Origin of the sequence: Mesorhizobium salmacidum (SeqCode) (genome assembly GCF_037179605.1) — a bacterium.
Classification (GTDB): domain Bacteria; phylum Pseudomonadota; class Alphaproteobacteria; order Rhizobiales; family Rhizobiaceae; genus Mesorhizobium; species Mesorhizobium salmacidum.
The window spans coordinates 117,771-135,841 of the sequence record NZ_JAPYKS010000018.1; the positions used below are offsets into that span (position 1 = coordinate 117,771).

At 63.7% G+C, this 18,071-nt stretch carries 20 protein-coding genes; 8 read left to right on the forward strand and 12 right to left on the reverse strand.

The genetic code is table 11. The annotated features are described in order from the left end of the window. Positions 1–20: 20 nt before the first annotated feature. The 3 genes from O7A60_RS23125 to O7A60_RS23135 all read right to left on the reverse strand — a co-directional run bounded on the left by O7A60_RS23125 (position 21) and on the right by O7A60_RS23135 (position 2,857). Positions 21–1,289 carry an ABC transporter substrate-binding protein gene (locus O7A60_RS23125; RefSeq protein ID WP_337108143.1) on the reverse strand — a complete coding sequence of 423 codons (1,269 nt, stop codon included), beginning with the start codon at positions 1,287–1,289 and terminating at the stop codon, positions 21–23. 141 nt (positions 1,290–1,430) lie between these two features. Beyond that, positions 1,431–1,919 carry a GNAT family N-acetyltransferase gene (locus O7A60_RS23130; RefSeq protein ID WP_337108144.1) on the reverse strand — a complete coding sequence of 163 codons (489 nt, stop codon included), beginning with the start codon at positions 1,917–1,919 and terminating at the stop codon, positions 1,431–1,433. A gap of 5 nt (positions 1,920–1,924) precedes the next feature. After that, positions 1,925–2,857 carry a lytic transglycosylase domain-containing protein gene (locus O7A60_RS23135; RefSeq protein ID WP_337108145.1) on the reverse strand — a complete coding sequence of 311 codons (933 nt, stop codon included), beginning with the start codon at positions 2,855–2,857 and terminating at the stop codon, positions 1,925–1,927. Positions 2,858–3,039: 182 nt separating this feature from the next. Here O7A60_RS23135 and O7A60_RS23140 point away from each other — a divergent pair, with 182 nt between their 5' ends. Further along, entirely contained in the window at positions 3,040–3,609 is a 570-nt protein-coding gene (locus tag O7A60_RS23140; RefSeq protein ID WP_337108146.1) for a methylated-DNA--[protein]-cysteine S-methyltransferase, read from the forward strand. An 84-nt stretch (positions 3,610–3,693) separates the two neighbouring features. On the opposite strand, the gene O7A60_RS23145 is transcribed toward O7A60_RS23140, so the two are convergent. After that, positions 3,694–4,020: a hypothetical protein gene (locus O7A60_RS23145; protein ID WP_337108147.1), complete on the reverse strand. Its 327-nt coding sequence runs from the start codon at positions 4,018–4,020 to the stop codon at positions 3,694–3,696. Positions 4,021–4,293: 273 nt separating this feature from the next. On the opposite strand from O7A60_RS23145, the gene O7A60_RS23150 reads away from it, so the two are divergent. Beyond that, positions 4,294–4,506 (forward strand): cold-shock protein, encoded by a 213-nt coding sequence (locus O7A60_RS23150; protein WP_015316174.1) that lies wholly within the window; start codon positions 4,294–4,296, stop codon positions 4,504–4,506. A 272-nt stretch (positions 4,507–4,778) separates the two neighbouring features. Next, a complete protein-coding gene (locus O7A60_RS23155; RefSeq protein ID WP_337108150.1) occupies positions 4,779–4,979 on the forward strand; it encodes a hypothetical protein in 201 nt (66 codons plus the stop codon). Between the two features lie 80 nt (positions 4,980–5,059). On the opposite strand, the gene O7A60_RS23160 is transcribed toward O7A60_RS23155, so the two are convergent. From O7A60_RS23160 to O7A60_RS23170, 3 genes are all read right to left on the reverse strand, one after another. After that, positions 5,060–5,674: a glutathione S-transferase family protein gene (locus O7A60_RS23160; protein WP_337108151.1), complete on the reverse strand. Its 615-nt coding sequence runs from the start codon at positions 5,672–5,674 to the stop codon at positions 5,060–5,062. Positions 5,675–5,757: 83 nt separating this feature from the next. Continuing rightward, positions 5,758–6,612, reverse strand: a complete 855-nt coding sequence (locus tag O7A60_RS23165) for an EAL domain-containing protein (protein ID WP_337108152.1) — start codon at positions 6,610–6,612, stop codon at positions 5,758–5,760. Beyond that, positions 6,609–7,505: an EAL domain-containing protein gene (locus tag O7A60_RS23170; protein WP_337108171.1), complete on the reverse strand. Its 897-nt coding sequence runs from the start codon at positions 7,503–7,505 to the stop codon at positions 6,609–6,611. Before O7A60_RS23170 ends, O7A60_RS23165 begins: the two co-directional genes overlap by 4 nt. Before the next feature lie 216 nt (positions 7,506–7,721). Between O7A60_RS23170 and O7A60_RS23175 the strand changes: the two genes are divergently transcribed. Further along, entirely contained in the window at positions 7,722–8,924 is a 1,203-nt protein-coding gene (locus tag O7A60_RS23175) for a pyridoxal phosphate-dependent aminotransferase (RefSeq protein WP_140505042.1), read from the forward strand. A gap of 77 nt (positions 8,925–9,001) precedes the next feature. On the opposite strand, the gene O7A60_RS23180 is transcribed toward O7A60_RS23175, so the two are convergent. Continuing rightward, positions 9,002–9,397: a (R)-mandelonitrile lyase gene (locus O7A60_RS23180; RefSeq protein ID WP_027143274.1), complete on the reverse strand. Its 396-nt coding sequence runs from the start codon at positions 9,395–9,397 to the stop codon at positions 9,002–9,004. Between the two features lie 400 nt (positions 9,398–9,797). On the opposite strand from O7A60_RS23180, the gene O7A60_RS23185 reads away from it, so the two are divergent. Both O7A60_RS23185 and O7A60_RS23190 read left to right on the forward strand, forming a co-directional pair. After that, positions 9,798–11,849, forward strand: coding sequence for an elongation factor G (locus O7A60_RS23185; RefSeq protein ID WP_337108153.1), 2,052 nt, complete (start codon positions 9,798–9,800; stop codon positions 11,847–11,849). 747 nt (positions 11,850–12,596) lie between these two features. Then, a complete protein-coding gene (locus O7A60_RS23190; protein WP_337108154.1) occupies positions 12,597–13,094 on the forward strand; it encodes a methyltransferase family protein in 498 nt (165 codons plus the stop codon). 14 nt (positions 13,095–13,108) lie between these two features. Here O7A60_RS23190 and O7A60_RS23195 read toward each other — a convergent pair whose 3' ends face one another. Both O7A60_RS23195 and trxB read right to left on the reverse strand, forming a co-directional pair. Next, the gene (locus tag O7A60_RS23195; RefSeq protein WP_027143277.1) at positions 13,109–14,005 is read right to left on the reverse strand and encodes a LysR family transcriptional regulator; all 897 of its coding nucleotides are present in this window, start codon (positions 14,003–14,005) and stop codon (positions 13,109–13,111) included. 91 nt (positions 14,006–14,096) lie between these two features. Further along, a complete protein-coding gene (gene trxB, locus O7A60_RS23200) occupies positions 14,097–15,071 on the reverse strand; it encodes a thioredoxin-disulfide reductase (protein ID WP_337108155.1) in 975 nt (324 codons plus the stop codon). A 261-nt stretch (positions 15,072–15,332) separates the two neighbouring features. Between trxB and O7A60_RS23205 the strand changes: the two genes are divergently transcribed. Continuing rightward, positions 15,333–15,812 carry an Lrp/AsnC family transcriptional regulator gene (locus O7A60_RS23205; RefSeq protein WP_027143279.1) on the forward strand — a complete coding sequence of 160 codons (480 nt, stop codon included), beginning with the start codon at positions 15,333–15,335 and terminating at the stop codon, positions 15,810–15,812. Positions 15,813–16,060: 248 nt separating this feature from the next. Next, a complete protein-coding gene (locus O7A60_RS23210) occupies positions 16,061–16,855 on the forward strand; it encodes a glycosyltransferase family 2 protein (RefSeq protein ID WP_337108156.1) in 795 nt (264 codons plus the stop codon). A 3-nt stretch (positions 16,856–16,858) separates the two neighbouring features. Here the strand turns inward: O7A60_RS23210 and gmhB are convergent, their stop codons facing one another. Further along, positions 16,859–17,500, reverse strand: a complete 642-nt coding sequence (gene gmhB, locus O7A60_RS23215) for a D-glycero-beta-D-manno-heptose 1,7-bisphosphate 7-phosphatase (protein ID WP_337108157.1) — start codon at positions 17,498–17,500, stop codon at positions 16,859–16,861. Continuing rightward, the gene (locus O7A60_RS23220) at positions 17,493–18,065 is read right to left on the reverse strand and encodes a D-sedoheptulose-7-phosphate isomerase (protein WP_337108158.1); all 573 of its coding nucleotides are present in this window, start codon (positions 18,063–18,065) and stop codon (positions 17,493–17,495) included. The genes gmhB and O7A60_RS23220 overlap by 8 nt, the downstream gene beginning before the upstream one ends. Between the last annotated feature and the right edge of the window lie 6 nt (positions 18,066–18,071).

Sequence of the window (18,071 nt, forward strand, 5' to 3'; positions counted from 1 at the left end):
GTCGGCGGCCGGTCGCGCGCTCACCAGCCCTTGCCTTTCAGCCGGGTCAGCGTCGCTTCGAGGTCGGCCAGGTTGTCGGCGGCGCTGCCCTCGCCGGACAAGGTCTTGTGCACGGCGTTCCAGAACTGGCTCGACGCCTCGTTGTACTTGTTCCTGGTCACCGCCGAGGGCCGCGGCCCGGCATTGAGGAAGACCTCTTTCCAGTGTGGAATGATCGGCTGTTGCCTGGCGATGTCGGCATCGTCATAGAGCGCCTGGATGGTCGGCAGGTTGGCTGTCTTGAGCGTGCGGTATTTCTGCATTGCCGGCGACGCGATGAACTTGACCAGTTCGATCGCCGCATCCGGGTGCCTGGAATATTTCGAGACCGCAAGGTTCCAGCCGCCGAGCGTCGCCGCCGGCCGGGCGCCCTCGCCCGTCCCGGCCGGCAGCGGCGCGACGTCGAATTTGCCCTTGATCGGTGACCCCTGGCTGTTGCCCAGCGCATAGGCATAGGGCCAGTTGCGCATGAAGACCGCATTGCCGGTCTGCCAAACGCCGCGCGATTCCTCTTCCTGGTAGGCGAGCACGCCCGGCGGCGCGATGGTGCCGATCCAGGCCTTGGCCATGTCGAGCGCGGCCGCAGCCTGGGTGTTGTTGATGGAGATGGCGCCATCCGGCTCGACGATATGGCCGCCACCGTTCGAGACCACCCATTCGAACGCATCGCAAGTCAGCCCCTCATAGGCGTTGCCTTGGAAGACGAAGCCCCAAATATCCCTGTTGCCCGAGGCGCGCTCCTTGTCCATCACCAGCCTGGCGGTGTCGCCCAGCTCCTTCCAGGTGGCCGGCACCTTGGCGCCGTATTTGTCGAGCAGATCCTTGCGGTAGTAGAGCGCCGGCGCATCGGTGAAGATCGGCAGCGCGACCAACCTGCCGTCGACGGTCTGCGACTGGATGATCGACGGGAAATGCTTGGCCACGACATCCCTGGTCGCCTCGGTCAGGTCGACAAACTGGCTGGCGAGCTGCGGCGCCCAGATGACATCGGTCTGGTAGACGTCGACATCGCTATTGCCCGCGGCGAGCCACAGCCTGTACTGGCCGAACTGGTCGGTCCCGGACGACGGCATGGCGACGATGGTGACCTTGTTGCCGCTTTCTTTCTCATAGCGGTCGAGGATCTCGCGCAGCACCTTGATGCCGTTGCCGGTGTCGCCCGACACGATCGACAGCTCGACCGCGCGCGCCGAACCTACCGCGAGAACGGCAGCGACGCTCAACGCCAGCAATGCGTGGAAAACCTTCATCGGTGGATCTCCCTTGGCAGCCGGCGGCGCACAGCACCAGCAGCCGGTCAGACCCCACCGTTCATTGAATGCGGAGCAGCGCTTTGGGTTCCCGAACGGGCCATCCCCGGTGGCGATGACGGCACCGATCAGCGTCGCTGGTCAGCCTTCCCAGGCGACGGGCCTCATGCCCAGCCGCTCGTAGAGCCGCACGGCGGCGGCGTTCTCGAGCGTATTGGTCTTGAGGTCGACATGGGCGGCACCCCGGTCGCGAAAAATGGCGAAGGCGTGCCACATCAGCGCCTCGCCGACCCCTCTGCCGCGCGCCTCGGGATGAACGGCCAAGTCCTTGACGAACGCCGAGCTCCAGCACAGTGCGGCAGCCGCCAGCCGGCCCTTGGCATCGATGACGAGGAAACACAACGCCGGGTCGAATTCGGGGTCTTCGGAAATGCGCGGCCACCATTCGTCGAAGGGGCCGTCGGTGCCATCGTCGAACACTTCGCCCAGCAACGCATGCAGGGGCAGAGCGTCGCCATGTCCGAAGCAGCGCATGGCAAAGCCGTCCGGCCAGTGCGGCGCAACCAGCGTCTCATCGAGGATCTTGCGCAGCCGGATGTCGTTTGGAGCCGGCGGGCGCGGTTCGGGCATCGCGCTCAGGCGTCGGGCTGAAGACGCCCGCGCCTGCGGTCGACACCGAGGCCGGTCGCCTCGAGCAGGCCCTTGCGCTTGGCGTCGAAATAATAGCCGGTCTGGTAGAGCCAGTCGGCTTTCTTGGCGTTGCCGTTCGATACCAGCCAGGCGCCGCGCAGATATTTGACCGCGTATTTGAGGTTGGTCTCGGCGTCGAACAGGCCCTTGGCCGGCCCGTCATAGCCCATGCCGCGCGCCGTCGCGTGCTTGATCTGCATCAGCCCCCAATGGCCGTTATTGTAGGCCTTGGGATTGAAGGTGCTTTCGCGGTTGACGACATGGCGCACCAGATCCACCGGCACCTGGTAGAAGGCGGCGTATTTGACGATCAGCCGGTCGACGTCGCCGCGCATGCCGGTCGCATGCTGCTCCGGCTCGACGGGCGCCGAAGGGAACTGCACCAGTGCGGCCGGGTTCTGCGGCACGACATAGGCTACCTGCTGCACGCCGGGCATTTTCTGGCCGCCCTTGGCAACCGCCGGCACGACAAGCCCGGCGGTCGTGTAGGTCCCGGCCGTCTCGATCGGCTGGCCGGCCTTGGACGGCGGAGGCGCCTGCCAGGCACTGGCGGCCATCACCGCGGGCATGGCCGGCGAGGTTGGGGTCACCCCGGCAAAGGCGGCGGTCGCCGCGGCCGGCTGGACGGCGGAATCGAGTGCCGGCGTAGCCGGGCTCGGGGTCAACTCAGCGGTCTGGACCGATGTGATTCCGGAGGATTGCGGCAGCACCGAAACCGTGTCCGGCAGCGGCACGGTGAAGCCGGCATCGTTGCCTGCCGTGGTCGCGGTTTCGGTCAGGGACGGCGCGGCCTTCATCTGCGAGGTCGAGGTGCAGCCGCTCATGCCGGCTGCCGCCACGATCACGCCGATGGCGATAAGGGTTTGTTTTGCTGGCAAGCCGCGCTCGGAGTCCGGTTTGTCGGGTTATTAAGATTTCCCTTACACCAGCGATTCTTGGGTAGCAATCGGGGCCATCTGGTGGTTTTCGGGTGGCGGGACGCAGGCAGCGATGCCATATTGTTCCTGATATGTACCGGCGGGAATCCCGGATTCCGCCGCTTTGCGGAAAGGAACGCAGCATGAAAACGGCATCTTCGATCACGGCTGGCCACGCAGTGTTAGAAACAGTGATCGGTTTCATGGGCATCGCCTGGAGCGAAAAGGGCCTGATCCGGCTCTGCCTGCCCGAACGCAGCCGCGAAGCGGTGGAGCGGCGGCTGATGCGCCACCCCGGCGTTTCTGCCTCCACGGCCCAGCCGTCGTGGGTGGTCGAGCTGATCGCCTCGATCAAGGCTTATGCCGCGGGCGGGGACGTCGATTTCACCGGCTTTCCCGTCGATCTCGACGGCATCGACGACTTCCGCCTCGCCATCTACGACGCGGCACGAAAACTCAGCTATGGCGAAACCACCACCTATGGCGAACTCGCCAAGCGCGCCGGCCATGCCGGCCTGCCACGCGAAACCGGGGCGGCCCTTGGCGCCAATCCGGTGCCGCTGGTCATCCCGTGCCACCGCATCCTGGCCGCCGGCGGCAAGATCGGCGGCTTCTCGGCGCCCGGCGGCTCGGTCACCAAGGAAAAGATGCTGGCCATGGAAGGCGTGCGCGTCGGCCCGCCGCCGCCGATGCAGGTGTCCTTCGGGTTTTGAGAGCAGTAGCCGCTTCCAGTGTGAGCACCGGAAGCGCAGGAAGCCACGGTTTGCAGGCCGGCATCACCTGAATATCGATACACCCTAATGGCGCCGGATGAACCGGTGCCTGAAACGCTCACTGTCCGGCCGCTTGCAGATATAGACCGGGCAGGACTTGGTGTCGGCGGTCAGCACGTAGGCGCGCGTCCTCACCTCGCCCATGGTGCAGAACTGCTGGCTCTGCACATAGCGGTCGTAGAGCGGCAGCCCCGGTACCCGCGTCGACTGATAACGCAGGATGACCGCACCTTGGCGCGTGATCGTCGACTGAACCTTGCCGCAGCTCAGACGCATCGGCTCGTAGCGCGAGATCGCCTGCGCCTTGGCCGCCACCAGCGTGAGGCAGGCGGCAAGCAGGATGGTTTTCATGTCCCCTCCCCTCGATCCGCCGCCCGGAGACGGCGCGATCTTGCGCCACGGTTTCACCAGATTGGGGCGGCCGTTGGGCGGCCCCGATCACGGCTTTTTCACGCAGTCTTGTTTTTTGTGCGAAAGCAGCCTATATCAGCCCCATTGATATTTCGGCCGATCGATCCGGGCCTCGCGATCTTCGCGTTTGCTGACGTCTATCTCCAAAATCTCGATGCACACCGGCTGGACTTCGGTCTGGTCATACCAAAGCAAATGTGAAGGACTATTTATATGGCAACTGGAACGGTCAAGTGGTTCAATGCCACCAAGGGTTTCGGCTTCATCCAGCCTGACAGCGGCGGCGCGGACGTTTTCGTCCACATCTCGGCTGTCGAGCGCGCTGGACTGTCGACCCTGGTCGAAGGCCAGAAGATCAACTTCGAGATCGAGCAGGACCGCCGCACTGGCAAGTCGTCCGCTGGTTCTCTGAGCAAGGCAGCCTGATTTTGAAAATGGCGCGCGCCGGACGAGAGTTCGGGGCGCGCGGCAAGTCACGGATGTACTGACGGTCGCGCGAGAAGCGCGCCGGAGTGGAAAGACCCGACAAGCTGGAACAGCAGATAGCTGCCAGCCCGGACCGGACGCTCCCGATCAGGCTACCGAAATGGGAAGGCGGGATTCATCCCGCCTTTTTATTTGTCTGGATTTTGGATGCCAGATCGCGCCCAACGGCGCGGACGGTGGCACTATAGGCCCAATGGCGGTACCTTTCCGTCATGACGAAGCTTGAACAAATCGAAAAATCCATCGCCGAGTTGAGCCCGGAAGAACTGAAGGCGTTTGCCGCCTGGTTTGAGGCGCCGCGGGCCGCTCAATGGGACAAGCAGATTGAAGCTGATGCCAAGACAGGCCGGCTGGACAAGCTTGCCGCACAAGCTTTGGCCGATCATCGCGCCGGTCGGACCCGGCCCCTTTGAATCACTTTGCCGCTCCCTCTTTCTGGGAGGCATATGGCAAATTATCCTCGGCAATTCACGCGAAGGCAGACACCGCCTTCTCAAGTAGTTGAGGGCACCCACTCGATCGGCACATGCCCCGCGTCCGCCTCCACGCGGCCGAGCCAGGCGGCCACCGCGGGATAGGCGTCGAGCTGGAAGCCGCCCTGCTCCGCCGTGTGTGTGTAGGCATAAAGCGCGATGTCGGCGATGCTGAACGCACCGGCGAAGAAGGCGTTGTTTTCCAGATATGTGTTCATGACGCCAAGCGCCTTGTTGCCGCGCTCCAGCGTCACCGCCAGCCGCTCGGGCGTGGCATCGGCGGCGCGTTCGGGAAAGGTCAGCAGCGCCTTGCGCACCGCGATATAGGGCTCGTGGCTGTACTGCTCGAAGAACAGCCATTGATAGGCGAGCCCACGCTCGTATTTGTCCGTCGGCAGCAGGCGCGTGCCTTCGGCGAGATAGAGCAGGATGGCGTTGGATTCTGCCAGCCGCCGGCCGTCGTCCAATTCCAGCAGCGGCACCATGGCGTTCGGGTTCTTGGCGACGAAGTCGGCTTTGCGCGTATCGCCGGTATGCGAACTCACCTCGACAGTGGTGAAGGCGAGGCCGAGCTTGGCCATCAGCAGCCGCGGCTTGTAGCAATTGCCGCTGTCGATCATGCTGTAGAGTATCATTGTGGTTCCCCGGAGCGCTGCTTCTGCGTGCGGATTATCGCAGCGGCGCCATCCTCAACCAGTGATTTCTTTTGGCGCGACCATCAACGCCGCTTATGCAACGGCACGACCTTGTTGTCGAAGCCCAGCAGCGCATCGACCGCAAGCGGCTCTTCGTTGAAGATGGTGCCGGCAAGCGCGGGACGCCCGAGAAGAAAACCCTGCAGCAAATCGACCCCACCTTCGAGCGCGACACGCAGGTGGGTGGGCTGCTCGATGCCCTCGACCAAGACCTTGGCGCCGCGGTCGTGCAGGCTGGACACCAGCGGGCGGAAGAAGCGTTCCGCGGCGGCGTGGCGGCAGAATTCCGCGAACCAGCCGCCATCGATCTTGACGATGTCGGGCTGAAGCAGGCTCACCCGCTCCTCGGTCGAGTGGCCGGTCCCGAAATCATCGATGGCGATGCGGATGCCGTCGCGTCGCATTTCACGCACCAGCCTTGCCAGCAGCGCATCGTCCGCCGCCTGTTCGGTGATTTCACAGACCAGCATGGCGGGCGCCAGGCCGAGTTCGTCGAGATGCCGGCTCATCAGCCGGATCTCGGCCAGCGCCCGTCCAGCATGGGCGTTGACCAGTGGATTGTAGTTGAAGAACAGGTCGAGCCCCTCGACGCCGATATTGTGGAAATTCCTGAGATGCAGCACGCGGCACATGGTTTCGACGAACAGCCGGTCCGAAGCCGCGATACTGTCGAAGAACATCCGTGGCGACCCCGGCCGGCCGGCGCGGTGCGGCTCGATCAGGCCTTCGACGGCCACCGGGTGCAAGCTGCTGCCGCGCGGGGCGTAGATCGGCTGATAGGCGCTGCGCAGGCGGAAGTCGCCATGGACGCCATATTCGATGCCGATCTCGTCGGCGAAGATCGCATCGCCCATGGCGCGCCGCCGCTCGGCGTTCATGGCGATACCCTGCGTCCGAAGGCTTTTGCGGGCCGCCCCTTGCGCGGCGTTACGGTGACGGGAGCGGACGCATGACTTGCGGCGGGGGCAGGTTCCGGACTGCTCTTTGCGAAAGCGCGGAAACTCGTCGGCGCCAGTTCGGGACGGGCCAGCACGTAACCCTGGACCATCGAGGCGCCCGATCGCTCGGCCAGCTCCAGTTGCCAACCTTCCTCGATACCCTCGAACACGGTGCGGATGCCCTGGTCCTCGAAGCTCCTCACCATGGACGTCAGCAGCGCGAAACCAGCGCCCGATTCCATCAGTTGCGTGATCCAGTGCGCATCGAACTTGACGATGTCAGGGCTCAGCTCCTTGACGCGGGTGATGTCGGAATCGTCGGCGCCATAGTCGTCGACCGCGATCCGGAAGCCGTTGGCTCTGAGCGCGGCGACGAAGCCGTGCAGGGCCTCCTGCGATGCCGATCTCTGCTCCGTCACCTCGCAAACGACGCGGCCCGGATCGATACCGGCCTCGTGCAGTACCAGCCGCATGTCACGCAAGGCGTGGTCGACGATCGATCGCTCGGTGAACACCGAGGGATCGAAATTGATGAAGATCGATATCTCCCGCGGCAGGCAGGCGCCGGCATTGAGCAGATGCAGTGTCCTGGTCAGCGCTTCGACATGCAGGCGGTCGGCCGCCGGACAAGTCGAGAAGAAGGTCATCGGCGATTGCGGCTCGCCGTCGCGAAATGGGCGGATCAGCCCTTCGAAGGCGGCGACCGCCAACTTGCCCTCGTTGAAGGCAAAGATCGGCTGGAAGGCACTTTGCAGCGTATAAATGCCCCAGACACCGCTCGAGGTGCCGTCTTCATGACGGATGATATGGGCAAGTCCGAGGCTGCGTGACAAGGGTTCCTCGCTCCGCGACCAGGCGGAATTGAACGGCGATCCTGCCATGCAAGCCTCTACCGCCCGTTAATGAATTTATTGTTGCCGATCACGCCTCATTGACCGCGCCGTCCCACCTGGCCCAGCCGACAAGGCTTGCACTGACGGGAATGTTGCGACATGAGAAGCGCCGCGGCCGCTCCTAGCCGCGCCGATCCTTTGGAGAGACAAACGGTCATGGCCTTTCTTGCCGACACCCTTTCCCGCGTTAAGCCTTCCGCCACCATCGCGGTGACGCAGAAAGCCCGCGAGCTGAAAAATGCCGGCAGGGACATCATTGGCCTTGGCGCCGGCGAGCCTGATTTCGACACGCCCGACAACATCAAGAATGCGGCGATCGAGGCCATTCGCCGTGGCGAGACCAAATATCCGCCGGTTTCGGGCATCGTGCCGCTGCGCGAGGCGATCGCGAAAAAGTTCAAGCGCGAGAACAATCTCGACTACAGGCCCGAGCAGACCATCGTCGGCACCGGCGGCAAGCAGATCCTGTTCAACGCCTTCATGGCGACGCTGAACCCCGGCGACGAGGTCATCATCCCTCGCCCCTACTGGGTCAGCTATCCCGAAATGGTGGCGATCTGCGGCGGCACGTCGGTGTTTGCCGACACCTCGATCGACAACGGCTTCAAGCTGACCCCCGCGGTGCTGGAAAAGGCGATCACGCCGAAGACCAAATGGCTCTTGATGAACTCGCCGTCGAACCCGTCGGGCGCGGCCTATACGGAGGCCGAATTGCGCGCGCTGGCCGATGTGCTGTTGAAGCATCCGCAGGTCTGGACGCTGACCGACGACATGTATGAGCACCTGACCTATGGCGACTTCGTCTTCAAGACCATCGCCGAGGTTGAGCCCAGGCTCTACGAGCGCACGCTGACCATGAACGGTGTGTCGAAAGCCTATGCGATGACCGGCTGGCGTATCGGCTATGCCGCCGGTCCCGTCCAGTTGATCAAGGCGATGGACATGATCCAGGGCCAGCAGACCTCTGGCGCCTGCACCATCGCGCAATGGGCTTCCGTCGAGGCGCTCAACGGCCCGCAGGACTTCATCGCCAAGAACAAGGCGATCTTTCAAGGCAGGCGCGACCTCGTCGTATCGATGCTCAACCAGGCGCGCGGCATCACTTGCCCGTCACCGGAAGGCGCTTTCTATGTCTATCCGTCCTGCGCCCAGCTGATCGGCAGGAAGACAAAGGCCGGCAAGGTGATCGACACCGATGAGACCTTCTGCTCGGAACTGCTCGAGGCAGAGGGCGTCGCGGTGGTGTTCGGCTCGGCCTTCGGCCTCGGCCCCAACTTCCGTATCTCCTACGCCACCTCGGAGACGCTGCTGGAGGAAGCCTGCACCCGCATCCAGCGCTTCACGGCATCGCTGACCTGATCAGGTAAGTCCGAAACAAACCCGGCGTCACCGCTTTCAGGCGTTACCGCCGGGTTTTGTCAATCCAGACTCAGCACTCAGCCGCCATATTGCGTCGGCGTCACCGCTTCCAGCCAATCGGCATGGATGCCGTCGAGCGCCTCCTGCATGGCGATGTGCGTCATCGCCGATTTCGGTGCCGCGCCATGCCAATGCTTCTCGCCAGGCGCGAATGAGATGACGTCACCGGCCCTGATTTCCTGGATTGGTCCATCCCATGTCTGGGCCAGGCCGGCGCCAGCGGTCACATAAAGCGTCTGGCCAAGCGGATGCGTGTGCCAGTGGGTGCGCGCGCCGGGCTCGAAACTGACCAGCGTGGCCCTGAGCCGCGCCGGCGCCTCCGTCTCGATGATCGGCGTCTGCAGAACCCGGCCGGTGAAGTATTTGTCCGGCGCTATGATGGTCGGCACGCTGCCGCAAGCTATGATCTTCATCGTCTGTCCCTGGAGCTGGTGGGAGCTGGCGAGACGCCGGTCCCTTGAAGTCAATGCATTCTCGGCCCGGATTGGCCCGGACGCAACCGGCCGGGTCGCCTCGCTCGGACGAAGGCCTGATTTTTTCTTGACCACGAACCTTGCCCGCATGGGACCGCCGCGCTGCTTGCCGGCCGCTCGGTCGAACCGCTCGCGCTCGGCGCCTGAGCCGGCCAGCCCCGCCGGCCTCCTATTTTCCTTGCCCTCCCGGCAAACAAGTGGGACGATAATCGCGGGCAGGTCGAAACAGACCCACCCGCGACGGTCGAACAGGCCGGCCGCCGCTCAGGACCGATTGACCTTGGCCTGAACCATGAATGCCAGTCGGTCCCCAGGAAAAACGCCTGAGTGGAGGTCAGCCATGGGTAATCGCGCCGGAGGACGACGCACGGGACCGAAATGCATTGCCATAGTCGGTCCCTTCGCAAGCGGTAAGACGACACTTCTCGAAGCCATATTGGCCCGTACCGGCGCCATTCCCCGCCAGAACCCGGTTTCCTCTGGCAATACCGTTTCAGATCATTCGCCCGAAGCCCGCGCCCACGCCATGAGCGTCGAGGCGTCAATCGCCACCACCGAATTCATGGACGAACAGTTCACCTTCATCGACTGCCCCGGGTCGATCGAATTCTCCTTCGAGGCCGAACCGGTGCTGGCCGCCTGCGATGTCGCGGTGGTCGTGGCCGAGGCCGACGAAAAGAAGATCCCCGCTTTGCAGCTCATCATGCGCAAGCTCGACGATCTCGGCGTGCCGCGCATCCTGTTCCTCAACAAGGTCGACAAGGCGATCGCGGGCGTGCGCGACACGCTGAAGATGCTGCAGCCGACAAGTGCGGCGCCGCTGCTTCTGCGCCAGATCCCGCTGCGCAAGGACGGCGTCGTCATCGGCTCGATCGATCTGGCGCTGGAGCGCGCCTACATCTACCGCGAATATGCCGAGAGCGAGGTGGCTCAGATACCCGGCGACGACAAGGCTCGCGAACTGGAGGCCCGCTTCTCCATGCTGGAGACGCTGGCCGACCATGACGATCAGCTGATGGAGCAGTTGCTGGAAGAGATCGAACCGCCCAAGGACGCGATCTTCGACGATCTCGCCGCCGATCTGCGCGACGGCGCGGTGACGCCGGTGCTGATCGGCACCGCCGAGAAAGGCAATGGCGTGCTGCGCCTGTTGAAGACGATCCGCCACGACGCGCCCGACATCGAGGCGACCCGCAAGCGGCTCGGCGCCCCGGAGGGCAACGCGGCGGTGGTCCAGGTGATGAAGACCATCCACACGCCGCATGGCGGCAAGCTGTCGGTGTCGCGCATCCTGTCCGGCCAGGTCGCCGACAGCTCGGAACTATGGCTGCCCGGCGGCGACACCGCCAAGGTTTCCGGCATCTACAGGATGCTGGGCAAGGACCAGGTCAAGCTGACCGCCGCCAGGACCGGCGATACCGTGGCGCTCGGCAAGCTGGACGCGGTCAAGACCGGCCAGACGCTGACTTCGGCCAAGGGCGGGGCCAAACAGCTCTTCGATGTCGAGCCGCCGCAGCCGGTCTTCGCCTTCGCGCTGCGCCCCAAGGAGCGCAAGGACGAGGTCAAGATGTCGGCCGCCATCCAGCGCCTGGCCGAGGAAGATCCCTCGCTCAGCCTGCACCACAACCAGGACTCGGCCGAGACCGTGCTGTCAGGCCATGGCGAGATGCATCTGCGCGTCGTGCGCGAGCGGCTGGAGGGCAAAAACCAGATACCGGTCGAGGGCCATGCGCCGGCGGTGCCCTATCGCGAGACGATCCGCAAACCGGTGCAGCAGCGCGGCCGCCACAAGAAACAGTCGGGCGGCCACGGCCAGTTCGGCGATGTGGTGATCGAGATCAAGCCGCTGCCGCGCGGCTCCGGCTTCCAGTTCACCGACACCATCACCGGGGGCGTCGTGCCCAAGACCTACATCCAGTCGGTTGAAACAGGCATACGCGATTACCTCAAGTCCGGCCCGCTCGGCTTCCCCGTTGTCGACGTCGCGGTCAACCTGTCGGACGGCTCGTACCATGCGGTCGATTCCTCCGACATGGCCTTCCAGATGGCCGCCAAGCTCGCCATGAAGGAGGGCATGGCCGCCTGCTCGCCGGTGCTTCTGGAGCCGGTGATGAAGGTCGAGATCGTCACGCCGTCGGACGCGACGTCGAAGATCATCGCGCTGATCCCGCAACGGCGCGGCCAGATCCTCGGCTATGACGCGCGGCCCGACTGGCCGGGATGGGATGTCGTCGAGGCGACCATGCCGCAGGCCGAGATCGGTGATCTGATCATCGAGCTGCGGTCGGCCACTTCAGGCGTTGCCAGCTACCGGGCCGCCTTCGACCACATGGCCGAGCTGACTGGCCGTCTCGCCGACGAGGCGATGAACGCCAACGGCAAGGCCGCCTGATTTCGCCCGGTGGCCGATTTGGAATGCATGTGAAGCGCTCCCTTCGAAGGATCGAGGGGGCACAAACCAAAAACGACGCCCGGGGGGCCGGACGCCGTTTTGTTTTGCGGACCGTTTTCTTGGGAGGAAAAACGGCAGGTCCGCCGCGTGCAAGATCGCCGCGCTTCGGCGCGAAAAGGTTCGGACGCGGTAGCCGCCTGAGCCCGGGTCGTCCGAGTGATGCCCCCATCTCCCGTCCGAACCACACCGCGTCCTATGATCCATTTAGCAGATGAGGGGTGTCCTTGTCATGTTACCAGAGGTTACATGACACTGTTACGCGGCAATTCTGGTGAACTTTTCAGCCATCCCATTGGCATGCAGGCAACAAAAAAGCCGGATCAATGAAGATCCGGCTGAGTTTGATTGGAAGTGCCTGTTGAGGCTAACCTCCAGAGGGGAACACTCGAGGGCGCTAATGGGAGGAGAACGCGCCCAGGAGATGATCTATATATGTGCTCATCATGCCCAAGAAACAAGCATCTATTTTGCAACACACGCATGCAAAAAGGCACAGGCTGTGGTCCAACCCGTTCCAGAAGCCAATAGGACCAGCAGAATCGTGAAAATGAAGCTCGCTTTCGGGTCATTGTCGTCTCGAAAACGCCGATGCCGGCCGATTCTGCTCCCCAAATGCCGAAAAACACTGATGATGTGGAATGAGGCAGCAGCGGTTTAATTCAAAGGCAGTCAAGCGGAGATCAACCAATGCGTAGGTTTTCGGCGATTGCCGGCAGCGGCATTTTCCTGATTGCGGCCCCCGGCGTGGTCGCCGGGCTGATTCCCTGGCTGCTCAGCGCTCGCTGGGGCCTGCCATGGTCGCCCCATCCCGGCCTTGTCTTCGCCGGCGGCGTGCTCATCGCCGCCGCCGCCGCCGTGCTGCTGCATGCCTTCGCCCGCTTCGCACCGGAGGGGCTGGGCACGCCCGCCCCTGTCGCACCGACCGAAAGGCTGGTGATCGGCGGCATCTACCGCCATGTCCGCAATCCGATGTATGTCGCCGTGCTGTCGATCATTCTCGGCCAAGCGCTGCTGTTCTCAAGCTGGTCGATCGCCGCCTACGCGGCAATTGCGGCGGCCGCCATGGTGACCTTCGTCAGGCTCTATGAGGAGCCGACGCTCGCCAGCCGCTATGGCGCCGAATACGAAGCCTACCGCCGCAACGTACCGGGCTGGCTGCCGCGGATTACACCTTGGAAAGAATAGGCTCTGACCTTGGATCAGAAGGACCAGCTTCTGGCCTTGGCGATGATGAAGTCGCGGAACACGTGCAGCTTGGCCTGGTTCTTCATCGCGTCGGGATAAGCGAAATAGGTGTCGAAGGACGGCACCTCGGTTTCCGGCAGCAGCTGCACCAGGCCGGAATCCTTGCTGATGACATAGTCCGGCAACATGGCGATGCCGGCGCCGCCCTGCACGGCGCGTTTGATCGACAGGATGTCGTTGATCTGCAGCGACGGCACGCGCTGGCCGCTCTCGAAATCGCCGACCGTCTCCAGCCAGTTCAACTCCGACAGATGCGACGGCACAGGCAGGCCGAAGGTGACGATGCGATGGCTTCTCAACTCTGCGATCGAGCCCGGCTTGCCGTGCTTGGCGACGTAGGAGGGCGCCGCGTAGAGATGGAAATGCACGGTGAACAGGCGGCGCTGGATCAGGTCCGGCTGTTGCGGCTGGCGCAGCCGGATGGCGCAATCGGCCTGGCGCATGGTGAGGTCGAGCTCCTCATTGGCGAGGATCAGCTGCAGGCTGACTTCGGGATAGAGTTCGATGAACTCCTGCACCCGCTCGGTTAGCCAGCCGGCGCCGAGGCCGACGGTCGTCGTTACCCTGAGCACGCCGGACGGCCGGTCCTTGGTCTCGGTCAGCCGCGACTTGATGGTTTCCAGCTTCATCAGCACGTCATGCGCCGTGCGGAACAGCATCTCGCCCTGTTCGGTCAGCACCAGGCCGCGTGCATGGCGGTTGAACAGCGGCACGCCGACATCGTGTTCGAGCGCGCTGACCTGCCTCGAGATCGCCGATTGCGACAGATGCAGGGTCTCGGCCGCATGCGTAAACGACCCCGCTTCCGCCGCAGCGTGAAACACGCGTAGCTTGTCCCAGTCCAACGCCATGATTTCCCCTCGTTCCGGTTGGCGTTTGAATGAAAAATCAGGCTTTTACACGGCGCTTCTAAGCCGATTTTCTAACAGTTTTGCGAGCCGCCTATTCCGCTGCCTCGCGATGCACCTCGATGCCGGCCAGATATTTTTCCGCTTCGAGCGCGGCCATGCAGCCGAGCCCCGCCGCCGTCACCGCCTGCCGGTAGATATCGTCCGTCACGTCGCCGGCGGCGAAGACGCCAGGCACGTCGGTGCGCGTCGAATCCGGTGCTGTCCACAGATAGCCGTTCGGCTTCTGCTTCAGCTTGCCGGCGAACAGCTCGACCGCGGGCGCATGGCCGATGGCCACGAAGACGCCGTCCACCTTGAGGTGGCTCTCGGCACCGGTCACGGCATGCTTGAGCTTCAGCCCCTCGACCGAAGGCGGCAGCGGTGCCTTGCCGGGGCGCCCGGTGATCTCGTCGACGATCGTGTCCCAGATGACGCGGACATTGTCCTTCTTCAACAGCCGCTCACGCAGGATGCGCTCGGCACGGAAGTCCGAGCGCCTGTGGATGACGGTGACGCTCTTGGCGAGGTTGGACAGATAGAGCGCCTCCTCCACCGCCGAATTGCCGCCGCCGACCACCGCGACATCCTTGCCGCGATAGAAGAAGCCGTCGCAGGTGGCGCAGGCGGAAACGCCGAAGCCCATGAAGTCCTGCTCGGTCGGAATGCCCAGCCACTTGGCCTGCGCGCCGGTGGCGATGATCAGCGCATCGGCCGTATAGGTCGTGCCGGAATCGCCCTTGGCGCGGAACGGCCGCACATTGAGGTCGACCTCGGTGATGATGTCGTTGATGATGTCGGTGCCGACATGCTCGGCCTGCTTGAGCATCTGCTCCATCAGCCACGGCCCCTGGATCGGATCGGCGAAGCCGGGATAGTTTTCGACATCCGTGGTGATCATCAGCTGGCCGCCCTGCTGCAGGCCGGCGACGAGCATCGGCTTCAGCATCGCACGCGCGGCATAGACCGCCGCCGTATAGCCGGCCGGACCGGAACCGATGATGAGAACGGGCGCATGCTTGGTGATCATCTGGAGCCTCTGCGGGGCGGACACGGGTGTGCCTTGGAAAAAGACGTGGAATATCGCGCTTAATGTAAGGGCTGCCAGCCACGCCAGCAAGACGAACGGACCGTCGTCCCCGGAAAGCTTCGGCCCATGCGGATATTCGCGCGACGAGCGCTTTCGTTACCTCTCTAAAATCGCGTCGACGAGGGCTGGCTTCGCCACAAAAGTCGTTTAATTACAAAATCGCGAAAGATTCTTGCGCCATACCGATCATCGAGAACCCCAATGCCCCTCAAGGCCGATCTGGACGCCATTGACTGGAAGATCCTGCGCGAGCTTCAGTCGGACGGGCGCATGACCAATGTCGAGCTGTCGAACCGCGTCGGCATTTCCGCACCGCCCTGCCTGCGCCGGGTCAAGCGGCTGGAGGAAGCCGGCATCATCCGCGGCTACCGCGCGCTGCTCAACGCGCCTGCGCTCGGCCTCGATGTCGTCGCCTTTTGCCTGGTCGGGCTGCATCATCAGGCCGATGCTGAACTGCGCATTTTCGCCGAGCGCACGCGCGGCTGGCCGATCGTGCGCGATGCCTGGATGGTGTCGGGCGAGTCCGATTTCCTGCTGCATTGCGTGGCCAGCGACCTCGGCAGCTTCCAGACCTTCGTCATCGAGGAACTGACCTCGACGCCGAACGTCGACACGGTGCGCACGGCGCTCACCATCCGCCGCGTCAAGGATGAGGGTTTGGTGTCGTTCGAACGCCCCTGAGGCCAGGCGAACGCCCGTGCGCTGGGCGAATTCCTTGCGTTCGCCACATCGGCGCCGCGTTGGTATTCGAAAGACGCCGATATGCAAGGCTGAACGGCTCTGCCGGACTTCACTGCTCGACTGGGCGCTTGACTGGTTTCTCAAGCAATTCCAGGAAGGGTGTGTAACGGTTTTCCGCCCGGAATTGCTTGAGAACAGATGGCACGAGCAGCTTGAATTCCGAGATAATCCGCCATGGGAAGGGGACCATGACCCGTTTTGCAAGTCCGGTCTCGGCGCTCATCATCTGCGTGAACGAGGCCGACATGATCGGCCCGTGCCTGGAAAGCATCGATTTCTGTGCCGAGATCATCATCGTTGATTCCGGCTCGACGGATGGCACCGTCGAATGCATTGAAAGCTATATCGCAAAGGGCTATCCGATAACGCTGCTGCACAATGATTGGCCGGGCTTCCCCCGCCAACGGCAATTCGCGCTCGACCACGCCAACCAGCCCTGGTGTCTTTCGATCGACCCCGACGAGCGTGTCGACGACCGGTTGCGGCAGTCGATCGTGGCCATCACCCAGGCGGCCGGCGGCAAGGCCAGCGGATGGTACATGCGCCGCCGCGACTGGCTGAAGGGCTACGGCTATGCCCATCGCTGGGTGCTGCACAACAGGCTGCTCAGGCTTTTCCGCAGGGAAGGCGCCACCATGGATCTCACCGCGCGGGTGCATGAATCCGTTCGCGTGCCGGGCGAGACCGACACGATCGAAGACGGTGTCCTGCTGCATCGCCGTGAAATATCGGTCGAGGAGGATCTTGCCAGGGCCAACGCCTATTCCGGCCTCAAGGCGGTCACGCTGGTCGAGAAAGGCAAGAAGCCCGGCCTGGTGCGGCTGGTGCTATCGCCGTTCGGCAATTTCCTCAAATTCTACCTGGCCAAGCGCTACTTCCTGTGCGGCCGCCATGGCTTCGTCTACTCGATGTCGGTGATGATCTATTCCTTCGCCACCGAGGCCAAGCTCTACGAAGCCTCGCAGCGCAACGACCGGGCGTAGGGCCTACGATCCGAGCGCGTCGATGGCGGCGAGCAGGCCGCCAAGATCGTGGTTGTCATGCAAGCGCCTGATGGCGAAGCCGGGCTGAAGTGCCGCCTCACCATCGACCAGCCACCCCTGCGCAAGGCCCGCGCGTTGGCCCGCCTGCATATCGGCCAGCTTGTCGCCGACCATCAGGGAGCGCTGGAGGGCAAGATCGAGGCGCCTGCCCGCGTCGATCAGCATGCCCGGATTGGGCTTGCGCATCGGATGATCGGCTACAGCGAGAGGCCCGACGCCCGCCTCGTGATAGGCGCAGGCCAGCACCATGTCGACGGACACGCCCTGCCCGCGCAGCAGATCGAGCACCCGGCCGTTCACGGCGGCAAAGGCACTCCAGCCGAAATAGCCGCGCGCGATGCCGGACTGGTTGGTGACCATGACGACCGGGATTCCGGCCTGGTTGGCGGCGGCGATTGCCGGCAGCATCTGCGGCCTCAGCTCGATCTCGGCCGGATCGCTGGGATAGTCCGTGTCGACATTGATGGTGCCGTCGCGGTCCAGGAACAGCGCCGGCGACCGTGCCGGGAAAACCCGGCCGCCGATCCGCTCCACCCACAGGCCCGGTTCGGTCAATGGGTGCGGCTTCCCGATCCTGTCAGCCATTCGACAGGCGCGCTTCGACCACCTCGCACAGATAGTGATAGAGGCACAAATGGCCCTGCTGGATGATCGGCGTCGAGGTCGAGGGTACGTTGAGCAGGATGTCGGTGAGCGGCTTCAGCTTGCCGCCGGTATCTCCGGTCAGGCTGACCACCGTCATATCCATCATGCGCGCCTGTTCGGCCGCGGCGAGAATGCTCGGCGAATTGCCGCTGGTCGAGATCGCCAAAAGCACGCCGCCTGCAGCGCCATGCGCTTCGACCTGGCGCGAAAACACCGTGTCGAAGCCGTAATCATTGCCCCAGGCGGTCAGCATCCCGGCGTTGGCCGGCAGCGCAATCACATTGTAGGCCTTGCGCTCCTTCAGGAAGCGGCCGACCAGTTCAGTGGCGATATGGATGGCGTCGCTGGCCGAGCCGCCATTGCCGCAGACCAGCAATGCCTTTCCAGACGAAAGCGCCGACACGACAGCGCTCACCGCTCGTTCCATCTCGCTGGTCAAATCCCGCTCGACCGTGGCGGTGATGGCGGCCGCCGAGCGGACCAGATAATCGTTCAATTCGGACATGAGATC